The organism is Amycolatopsis sp. WAC 01376, assembly GCF_003947415.1.
Classification (GTDB): Bacteria; Actinomycetota; Actinomycetes; order Mycobacteriales; family Pseudonocardiaceae; genus Amycolatopsis.
In genome coordinates, this window is sequence record NZ_QHKL01000001.1 from 484078 (window position 1) to 494580 (window position 10503).

The following is a 10503-nucleotide window of genomic DNA, read 5'->3' on the forward strand; positions in this document are numbered from 1 at the left end:
ACGACAACCGAGGAGGAAGGCATGCGCCGACGGATTGCCCGGTCGGAACGGATGTACGTCAGCGAGATCAGGACGCAGGCGCTGCAGATCTGCGTGGTGCGCGGCGGCGTCGACGCGCAGATCCTGGACGCGGCGTTCACCGCTGTGCTCGCGGAGGCACCGGGTTTGCGCAGCAGGCTGGAGAAGGACGGTGACGACTTCTACCTCAGCCTGCTGGACCCGGGTGAGCTGCCGCGCCTGCACGTCCGGCGCAACGAGCCCGGTGCGCGGATCGAGGAGTACAACAAGCCGTTGCACCTCGGTGGCCCGCTCGCCCGTGCCGTCCTGCTGACCGGCTCCGACGAGGACGTCGTGATGTTCGGCGTCGACCACGCGATCTCCGACGGCCGCAGCGCGACCGCGTTCTGCAGCCGGATCTGGCAGCGGTACATCGACATCCAGTCCGGCAGCTACGCGGGCCCGCCACCGGGGCCGCAGGAGTGGCCGTCGCCGCTCGACGACTGGCTGCCGTCGCGCAGCGATGCCGAATTGGACGCCTATGTCCAGGAGCGGCTCAAGCGTGCCGAAGGCGCACCGGTGGCGTCTCTGCCGTTCCGTGCGGCCGGGTCCGCCTCGGCGGTGCCGCCGGAGAGCCTGATGACGTCGCGCCGGCTCCGGCTGACCGAAGCGGAGACGACCGGCCTGCTGGCCTTCGCCAAGGACGCCGGAGTGTCGATGAACGGGCTGGTCGCCGCGGCACTGCTGGCGGCCGTCCGCGACGGTTTGCCCGAAGAGCTGGCAGGGCACCGGCTGTCCAGTTTCTGCACGGTCGACCTGCGCGACCAGGTCGCGCCGGGCCTCAGCCACGAGGCGATGGTGCCGATGGTCTCCTGGTTCCGCGATCTGCTCGACGTGCCCGACGGCGCCGACCTGGTCAAACTCGGTCACCGGTTCACCACCGAGCTGCGCGCCGCCATGGGGCGGGGTGACGCGGCGCTGGAAATGCAGGCATTGGACAGGCTGCTCCCCCACCCCCAGCTGTGGCCGACCAGCCTGGTGCTCACCAACGTCGGGAAGATCGACGGGCCGCCGTCGCCGAAGGGCCTGGAAATCACCGACATGACGAAGTTCCCGCTGTCCAGCCGGTGGGACCCGGCGCGCGAGGCGGGCCCGCTGCTCGCGTCGCCCGCGACGATCTACGGCCGGTTCAGTCTCGAAATGCCGTACAGCACGCAGTGTTTCACCACCGAGCAGATGGATTCGATCCACGACCACGTCCGCGATTCGCTGCTGGCCTGCGCCGATCGGGCGCCGAGCTCGCGCCGGTAAAGCCGGCAAAACGTTCGCGGGCGGCCGGATGGCATCCGGCCGCCCGCGAACAGTTCGGGATCAATAACGCACGGGCAGTCGCAGGACGCTCAGCACCGGTGTCTTCAGCCGGACCGGAACCTCCTGCAGCGGCACGTCCAGAGCGAGTCCTGGCAGGCCGAGTACCAGCGCGGTCAGCGCCTCGGCCAGCACGAGCCGGGCCAGTCGCTGCCCGACGCAGGCGTGCACGCCGTACCCGAAGGCCAGCTGAGCGGACGCGTCCTGGGTCAGCTCCAACCGGTCGGGACAACCGAACTTGGCCGGATCACGGTTGGCCGACGGCAACGCGACCGTCACCGTCTCCCCCTCGCGGATCAGCTCTCCACCGAGCTCCACATCGGACAGTGCGGTCCGGAAGATCTGGAACTGGTTGACCGAGGTGTACCGCAACAGCTCCTCGACCATTCCCTCGATGCCGCCGGAGCCGCCGGTCCTGGCGGCCGAACGCAGCCTCTCGAGCTGGTCGCCGTGGTACAGCAGTGACAGCAACGACGAAGCGAGTGCGCCTTCGCAGCTGGCGAAGCCCGCCGCGAAGACGATCAGCAGCATGTTGGTGATCTCGCGGTCGGTCAGCTCGGGCTCGGCCGCCAGCCGCCCGATGACGTTTTCGCCCGGCTCGACCCGTGCCTTGCCCACGAGGTCCAGCAGGTGGAAGTACGCCCGCGTCCCGGCCTCCCGTTCCGCCTCGAGGCTGACCTCGTCGTCGGTGGCACTATCGCTCAGTGCGGACAGGACCGAGCTGCCGGCGAACGGGATCCCCAGCACCTCGCACAGCACCCGCAGTGAAAGTGGCCGGATATAGGCCGGCAGGAGGTCGACCGGCGAGCCGTGCTCCCGGACCTCCGCGAGCTGTGCGGTGGCCAGTTCGGCCACCCGCGGGGCATACGCCGCCGTGGCGCGGGCGCTGAACTCGCCGCTGAGCAGATTCCGGTAGCGGGTGTGCTCCGGCGGGTCCATGTGGATGAACCCACCCGGCACGATGGGCACGGACGGGAAGATCTCGCCCTTCTTCGTGACGGGGGCGTGGGTGGTGTGGAACCGGTGGCTGAACGCCTGACTGCTGAGCACCTCGCGGGCCAGTTCGTGGCTGGTGGCCAGCCAGCCGACGTGACCGTCCGGGTACACCATCCGGGTCAGTGGCCGCGTCCGGACCAGCTCACCGAGTACCGACGGCGGGTCGAACGGTTCGGTGCGATCCCAGTGCCGCAGATACGAGATCGGTTCCGAGATTCCCTCAGTCATGCGATGACATCCTCTGTTCTGGACCGGCTTTCACCGGGTCGCGTCGGATCCCTCGTTCGCGGCCAGCACCCGAAGCGCTTGCCGGTCCACCTTTCCCGCGGCGCTCAGCGGCAGGCCGGCCAGCAGCACCAGCCGTTCCGGGAACTTCCGTGGCTCCATCCCGGCCGCGGCGAGGTGCGCGGTGACCTCGGCGAGGCTCAGCTCGGCCGAAGTGGCGACGCAGGCGCAGACGCGCTCGCCGTACAGCGGATCCGCCACCGCCACGCAGGCGACGTCACGGACCGCGGGATGCGTGATCAGCACCGACTCGACCTCCGCCGGGCTGATGTTGAGGCCGCCGCGGATGACGACGTCCTTGCGGCGGCCGACGATCCGTAGCCTGCCGCGCTCGTCGATCAACCCGAGATCTCCGGTACGGGTCCAGCCGTCCGCGGTGCGCAGCGTGCTGTCCAGCTCGGCGGAATTGAGGTAACTCATCGGCGACATCGGGCCGCGGGCGACGACCTCGCCGGTGGCTCCGGCAGCCAGTTCGGCTCCGTCCTGGCCGACGACGCGGATGTCCGCGACGGCGGGGTCGGGGCGGCCGACCGTACCGTCGTAACGGCCGAGACCGCTGTTGCACGAGACTCCGTCGGCCGACCCGTACAGCGAGACGACCGTGCACCCCAAGAGCTCCTCGGCGCGCCGCGCGGTGTCCAGGTCGAGCGCGGACCCACCGAGTACGGCGGCCTGCAGAGAGCCGAGGTCGGCGTCCGGGAGCTCAGGGCAGTCCAGCAGCATCCGCAGCATCGTCGGCACACCCAGCAGGTGGGTGGGCCGGGTGTCGGCGATGGTCCGCAGCGTCGCGGCGGCGTCGAAGGCAGGCCTCAGCACGAGGGTCCCGCCGAGGGTCGCGAGGGTGACCGGCGTCCCGCTGGAGCCGAAAGCCGACGCCAGCGGGACGAGGAAGAGGTTGCGCATCGAGGCCGGAGTTCCCCGGTGCAGACCGGCCATCATCACCCCCCGCCCGCCGGCCAGCGCGTTGTGCGAATACACGACCATCTTCGGTTCCGCCTCGGACCCGGAGGTGACCAGGATCCGCGCCGGCCCGTCGGGATCGATCTCCCTCGGCGCGAACTCGTCCGAAGTGGCGGCGAACAGGGCCTCGATCGGCACACAGCCCGGTGGCCCGGTGACACCGTCCCCGGCGACGACGACGGCACGCAGCATCGGCAGGGCGTCGGCGTGTTTCCGGATGCGCTCGGCGCAGGGATAACCGTGGTGATCGGCGACGGTGATCACCACGACCGCCTCGGAGCGGCGCAACAGGCTCACCGCGTCGCGGTCGCCACGGCCGAGCGGGAACGGCAGCACGATGGCGCCTACCGCGGCGACGGCGAGGTCGACAGCACAGGCGAGACGGGCGTTGGGCAGCTGGACCGCCACTACGTCGCCCGGGCCTACGCCGAGCTGTGCCAGCCCCGCGGCCAGCCGCCTGGCGGTCCGGTCCAGTTCGCCGTAGCTGACCGTCCCCTCGGCGTCCAGCACGGCGGGCGCCTGAGGCGCGCGCCGGACGTGCCCGCGGAACAGGGAATACAGGTCCTGGTCCGGATAGTGGCCCGCGGCGGCCCAGGACCGGCGCAGGTCGGCGGGAACATGGTCGGTGTAACGGATGATGGAGGTGCGGTTCACGAGACCCTCCCTGGTCTGCGCCTGACGGAGATCCATGCGGTCCCTAGACCCGGGAGACGGGCCGGGTCAGCGCCGCGCGGGCATCGGCCCGCAGCTGGACCCGATCGGGTTTGCCCCAGCCGGTCTTCGGCAGTGATCGGCGAATCTCGATCAGGCTGGGGACGTGGTTGTCGGACAGTGCTTCGGCGACCTGGCGGCGCAACTCCTGGACGTCCACGACGGCGCCGGGCTCCGGCACGACGGCGGCGTAGACGCGCTCCACCCGATCGGCGTCTTCGACCCCGCACACCGCAGTCTGGGACACGCCGGGCAGCCGGCCGAGTACCTTCTCCACCGCCTCGGGATGGATGTGGACACCGTTGATCTTCATCAAGTCCGCGAGGCGGCCGCTCAAGTGCAGGTAACCGTCGGCGTCGAGGTGCCCGAGGTCGCCGGTGCGGACCCAGCCGTCACGGATGAGCGCCGCGGTCAGCTCCGGATCGTGCCAATACCCTGCCGACGGCCAGCTCGGAATCGCGCAGACCTCGCCGACCTCGCCGGCGGCCAGCGCCTCGCCGGTCTCCGGATGCCGGACGCTCAGCCCGCCGGGGTTCACCGGTCTGCCGACCGTCCCGCGGGCGTCCAGGTCGCCGTGCTCGTCGGCGGCGAGCATGGTGAGCACGCCGGTCTCGGTCGTGCCGTACACCTGGATCAGCACCGGACCGAAGATCTCCTGGACCTCGCGCAGCCGCTGCGGCTCGGGACGTCCCGAGTAGAACACCTCGGTCAGGCTGGACAGGTCGGTGCCGGGCCGGTCCGGATGCTCGGCGAGCGCGTACATCTGCGGAGTGCCGAGAAAAAGCCGGCTGATCCGGTACTCGGCGACAGCGCGCAGCACGGCCCCCGCGTCGAAGCCCGGCTGCAGCACGACCATGCCACCGCTGACGAGCGTGTCGTCCGCGGCGAGCACGTCGGAATGGATGAGCGGTGTGGTGATCAGAAGGTTCGTCCGGCCGCCGGCGCTCGCGCCTGCCATGGGTGGGAGGCAGGGGGCCGCCGAGACCATGGCGTTCCTGACCCCGAAGGTCCAGCAGACGCCGTTCCGGCCGCTCGGGAGCCTGACTTGGGTGATCACCGCGAGGTCGTCGTCCGCGAGGTCCGCGGCCGAGCCCGCGCCGTCGCCGGAACCGGCGGTCAAATCCACGGTGCCCGGCCGCCCCGCACCCAGCACGGCGAGAATCGGCCGATCGGTCGCGTCCGCCAGCAGGCCACGTGCCCGTTCCTCGTTCGCCGCGTCGACCGCCAGCATCCGTACACCGGCATCCGTGCCGAGGGCGCGCCGCAGCTCCATGCGCAACTCGTCCTCGGGTCCGTCCGGATGCAGCCAGCGCAGATGCGCGGCGGTCGCCCCCGCCAGATTGACCGCCCATTGCAGGATCATCGTGGCGGCGGTGTTCGTCTCGGTCAGGACGCAGACGACGTCACCACGGGTGATGCCCTGCCCGCCCATCACGTCCGCGGCCCGGCGGGTGGCATCGGCCAGCTCACCGGTGGTGAGGAGGGCGTCACCGCTGACCATCGCGGCGCGATCCGGCTCGGCATCGAAATGGTCCAGCAACTGCTGGACGTAATGCACATGCGTCATACTCATTACCCGGTTTCGCCTTCCTGTCCGGGAAAACCGATGACCAGCGATCGAAGGAAGATAAATCGCAGGCTAATCGGCGGATGCCCCGATCCCATCCCTCACCTTGACTGCACCGCCTGGACTGTCCACAAAGGAAACCGAAATGGGCGGTTCTACCAAGGGGTCGTGAGTGGCAAAGTCGTCCTAACCCTCATTGCCACTCACGATCCGGACTAGCGTCCCGTGTGGACAGTCGCGCCCCGGGTCCGCTGCCGGTGGCTTGTCCGGCTTGTCTGTTCGATGGGCCGCCTGGGCGCGAAGACCGCGAACTTGGCTTATGAAAAGTGCTCTAGACCCGGGAGACGGGCCGGACCAGTGCCGCGCGGGCATCGGCCCGCAGCCGGGCACGGTCGGGTTTGCCAGGACCGGTCACCGGCAGTTCCCGGCAGATTTCGATCAGGCTGGGGACGTGGTTGTCGGACAGTGCCTCGGCGACCTGGCGGCGCAGCTCCTCGGCGTCCACCGCCGCACCGGGCTTGGGCACCACGGCGGCGTAGATCTGCTCCACCCGATCGGCGTCTTCCACCCCGCACACCGCGACCTGGGAAACGCCGGGAACCTGGCTGAGCACCTTTTCGACGGCCTCGGGATGGATTCGGAGTCCCTTGACCTTCATCATGTCCGCGAGACGGCCGCTCAGGTGCAGGTAACCGTCGGCGTCGAGGTGCCCGAGGTCGCCGGTGCGGACCCAGCCGTCACGGGAAAGCGCCGCGGTCAGCTTGGGCTCGCGCCAGTAGCCTGCCATCGGCCAGCGCGGAATCGCGCAGATCTCGCCGACCTCACCGGCGGCCAGCGCCTCGCCGGTCTCCGGATGCCGGACGCTCAGCGCCCCGGGATTCACCGGCTTGCCGACGGTGCCGCACTTGCGCAGGTCGTCGTGGTCGTGCGGGAAGAGCATGGTGAGCACGCCGGTCTCGGTCGTGCCGTACACCTGGATCAGCACCGGACCGAAGATCTCGTGCGCCTCGCGCAGTCGTAGCGGTGCCCCGTGGCTGCCGGTGTAGATCAGTTCGGTCAGGCTGGACAGGTCGGTACCGGGCCGGTCCGGATGCTCGGCGAGCGCGTACACCTGCGGAGTGCCGATGATGAGCCTGCCGATCCGGTGTTTCGCGACCGCGCGCAGGACGGCTCCCGCGTCGAAACCGGGATGCAGCACGACCATGCCGCCGGTGATGAGGGCGTCGTCCGCGCCGAATCCGCTGGAATGGGTGAGCGGTGCGGTGATCAGGAGGTTCGTCCTGCCGCTGCGGCCGACGGCCGACGTGGCCATCTCGTTCTTGACCCCGAAGGTCCAGCAAACACCTTTCGGCAGGCCGCTCGACCCGCTGGTCTGGGTGATCACCGCGAGGTCGTCGTCGACGATGTCCGCGGCCGGGCCCGCGCCGTCGCCGGAACCGGCGGTCAAATCCACGGTGTCCGGCCGCCCCGCGCCCAGCACGGCGAGAATCGGCCGATCGGTCGCGTCCGCCAGCAGGCCACGTGCCCGTTCCTCGTTCGCCGCGTCGACCGCCAGCATCTTCGCCCTGACATCCGCGACGACGGCGCGCTGCAGCTCCATGCGCAACTCGTCGTCGGGCACGACCGCGTTCATCCCGCGCACATGCGCCGCGGTCGCCCCCATCAGGTTGGCCGCCCACCGCAGGATCAGCGTGGCGGCGGTGTTCGGCTCGGTCAGGATGCCGACGACGTCGCCGCGCTCGACGCCATGGTGCCGCATCGTGGCCGCGGCCCGCCGGGTGGCATCGGCCAATTCCCCGGCGGTGAGGAGGGCGTCACCGCTGACCATCGCGGCGCGATCCGGCTCGGCATCGAAATGGGTCAGCAACTGCTGAACATAATGCACATGTGTAGTACTCATTACCCGGTTTCGCCTTCCTGTCCGGGAAAACCGATGACCACTGGACGAGCGCGACAAGGCGCACGCTAATCGGCGAGTGCCACGGTCCCCATCCCTCACCTTGACTGCACGGGTGACCGCGTCAGGCCGCGGGACGCAGCCAACGGTCGACCCGGGCACGCAGGTCGGCCGGGAAGATGTCCTTGCGCAGCAAGGCGTGCACCCCCTTGGGCGGCAAGGGAACGTCGACGTGGTGGGGCTCGGTCTGGTCCGCGTACTGGGTGACCCGGAAACTCGCCGCCATGCTGCACAGGGCGTGGGCTTCGGCGCGGGTGACGCCGGACGCCGCGCTGAACCAGCCGATCAGGCCGCGCAGGCAGTCGACCAGTGCGGCCTCCAGGCTGTCGGCCAGCCCGATGCCGACCCAGTACGTGTCGGTCTCGGCGAGCGGCCGGGTCAGGCCAACCTGCTTGTGGAGGTCGTACCGCATCCGCAAGCGCTCGGCCGTGGACTTGAGGGCGGTCTGGTCGACGAGCCCGTCGCCCTGCAGGGCGTGAATGTCGCCCAGCCAGATCCGGGCCCCCGGCTTGGCGACGGGGAGGAACAGCGAGGAACCCACGGTGAGTTCGGGAAGGGAAAGGTTGCCGCCGTGGTCGCCGCCGATGAGCGCGCTCGTCTGCTCGTCGCCCGGCGGTTCGACCGCGATGATGCCGGCGAACGGGTCGAGTGGCAGCGAAATCCCGTGTACGTAGTCGGCCCGGGTGCGGGTCTCGTCGAACCGGAAGTCGTGGAAGTACGGCTCGTCGAAGTCGTACGGCAGCGCGCCTGCCCTGGTGGGGAAGGCGTTGGCGCCCCAGTCGCCCACCCGCAGTTCGGTCAGACGGCACTCGACGACGTCGCCTGGTTCGGCACCGGCCACCTCGACCGGGCCGACGATCTGGAACGGGCAGCCCGGGTACTCCTTGCGCAGCCGCGCACGGTCGGCAGAGGACATGCCGTACCGCAACCGGTTCTGCCAGTTCGTCCAGGTGTCAGGGTAGAGAACCTCGTCACCGGGCTCGATCTTGGCGGCGGGCGCCGCGCCGGGATCGAGTATTCCCGGCCGGACAGTGTCCATTGTGGACTCTACTGTGTGCGTCGTCACGGATGCAACGCTAGGCAGCCGAGGACATGCCGGGCAAGGAAGTCCTGGCGTCGCCGGGAAAGACTGTCAACCTGACTGGTGCCGCGCGACGCGACCGCTGGCCGGCCGACGCGGGCCTGGTCGCCAGGTCTCGTATGTCCGTCCACAAGGGACACTTGGCCTCCGGCGGCCGTGTCGCGAAAACCACTTTCGGGACGTCAGGTGTCGCGAAAGTGGCTTTCGCGACATGCCTTGGCATTACGCCACGTTTGACTTATTGAGGGGTAGGGCAAAGGTGTCGTGGTCGTGGGGTGAGGCCGGCGGTGAGGTGAAGGCGTCCTTCGCCGCGTCCGATGCAGTGAAGGACGCCTTCGCCCCTTGCTCTGCGGTGCGAGCCCGTTCGTCCCGCTGGGGGGCGGGCGGAGCTAAGCCGTAACTCGCGTGCTTGAACACGTAACTCGCGTGCTTGAACACGTAACTCGCGTGCTTGAACACGTAACTCGCGTGCTTGAACACGTAACTCGCGTGTTTGGACACGTAACTCGCGTGTCCGGCGTCCAACACGTGAGTTATTGAGGGGTGGGGCGAAGTTGGGAGGTTGCGGTAGCGAGGAGGGGGCTTTCGCGACATGCCTTGGCATCACGGCGGTAAGTCCGTGCGCACAAAGGCCCCTTCACCGCGCTAGGCGCGATGAAGGGGCCCTTGACGTAGCTCAGGTGGGCGTTACTGCATCCGGTGCCGGAAGGTGATCCGGCCACGGGTCAGGTCATAGGGGCTCAGCTCCACCGTCACCGTGTCCTGCGGCAAGATCTTGATGTAGTGCTTGCGCAGCTTTCCACTGATATGGGCGAGTACCTTGTGCCCGTTCTCGAGCTCCACGGTGAACTTGGCGTCTTTGAGGCACTCGACGATGGTGCCGACGACTTCGATACCCCGGTTTACTTTCGACACATCAACTCCAGGGTGTTACTGGCACGGCGAGCGCCGATACCTTCCAACAACAGGATTGCCGCGGTGTCGTTCTCGTCGACGTCGACCGACGTCAGAGCGAACCCGCGAGCGTGCACAGCGTTCAGCGCCTGAACCAGCAGCGCGCGGCCGATGCCACGGCGCCGCTGCTCGGCACGGACAGTGATGGAGACGATCCGCGCGATCCGCGGTGTCCCGTCGTCCCGCATCAGCGTTACAAAAGAGATCGCGCCGACCTCGGCGCCGTCGACTTCGGCGCGGAACACGCCATCCCCGCCGACGAGGGTCACTCCGGCCGGGGGCTGCGCGGTTGTCTGCGCGTCGCTGGACGACAGCACGTATTCCCGCTCGCGCCGGTGTTCGGCGAACCCGGCCCGCTGCCAGTTCGAGATCGTTTCCGAGTCGCCGGCGTCGACGAGCGTGTACAGCGGTGACGGCAGCTCCGCCAGCATGGCGGCGGCCAGCCGGTCGAAAACCGCGTCATCCCAGGTATCGATGCTGATGTACAGCCGCCGATCCACTTTGCGCGCAGTGTCACCGCGACCGACGACGATGTCGTCTTCGACGGCGTGCCACTGATCTGTTGCGACCCTCGTGATCACGGGGTCCGGGATGCGATGCTTAACGTTAATCGCTGTCGCCTTTCAG

8 protein-coding genes are annotated in these 10503 nt (G+C 69.0%); 1 reads left to right on the forward strand and 7 read right to left on the reverse strand.

Annotated elements, in window-relative coordinates:
* Positions 1 to 21: 21 nt before the first annotated feature.
* Positions 22 to 1308, forward strand: coding sequence for a condensation domain-containing protein (locus tag DMH03_RS02430; protein WP_125790368.1), 1287 nt, complete (start codon positions 22 to 24; stop codon positions 1306 to 1308).
* A 60-nt stretch (positions 1309 to 1368) separates the two neighbouring features.
* Here the strand turns inward: DMH03_RS02430 and DMH03_RS02435 are convergent, their stop codons facing one another.
* The 7 genes from DMH03_RS02435 to DMH03_RS02465 form a co-directional block, all read right to left on the reverse strand.
* Complete coding sequence (locus DMH03_RS02435) at positions 1369 to 2589, reverse strand: cytochrome P450 (protein WP_125790369.1); 1221 nt, start codon at positions 2587 to 2589, stop codon at positions 1369 to 1371.
* A gap of 30 nt (positions 2590 to 2619) precedes the next feature.
* The gene (locus DMH03_RS02440; protein ID WP_233611243.1) at positions 2620 to 4260 is read right to left on the reverse strand and encodes a class I adenylate-forming enzyme family protein; all 1641 of its coding nucleotides are present in this window, start codon (positions 4258 to 4260) and stop codon (positions 2620 to 2622) included.
* 43 nt (positions 4261 to 4303) lie between these two features.
* Positions 4304 to 5890: a class I adenylate-forming enzyme family protein gene (locus DMH03_RS02445; protein WP_125790371.1), complete on the reverse strand. Its 1587-nt coding sequence runs from the start codon at positions 5888 to 5890 to the stop codon at positions 4304 to 4306.
* A 325-nt stretch (positions 5891 to 6215) separates the two neighbouring features.
* A complete protein-coding gene (locus tag DMH03_RS02450) occupies positions 6216 to 7784 on the reverse strand; it encodes a fatty acid--CoA ligase family protein (RefSeq protein ID WP_125790372.1) in 1569 nt (522 codons plus the stop codon).
* Positions 7785 to 7905: 121 nt separating this feature from the next.
* A complete protein-coding gene (locus DMH03_RS02455) occupies positions 7906 to 8907 on the reverse strand; it encodes an acetamidase/formamidase family protein (protein WP_125790373.1) in 1002 nt (333 codons plus the stop codon).
* A 702-nt stretch (positions 8908 to 9609) separates the two neighbouring features.
* Positions 9610 to 9837: a translation initiation factor IF-1 gene (gene infA, locus DMH03_RS02460; protein ID WP_125787323.1), complete on the reverse strand. Its 228-nt coding sequence runs from the start codon at positions 9835 to 9837 to the stop codon at positions 9610 to 9612.
* Positions 9825 to 10457 carry a GNAT family N-acetyltransferase gene (locus DMH03_RS02465; protein ID WP_199748653.1) on the reverse strand — a complete coding sequence of 211 codons (633 nt, stop codon included), beginning with the start codon at positions 10455 to 10457 and terminating at the stop codon, positions 9825 to 9827. Before DMH03_RS02465 ends, infA begins: the two co-directional genes overlap by 13 nt.
* Between the last annotated feature and the right edge of the window lie 46 nt (positions 10458 to 10503).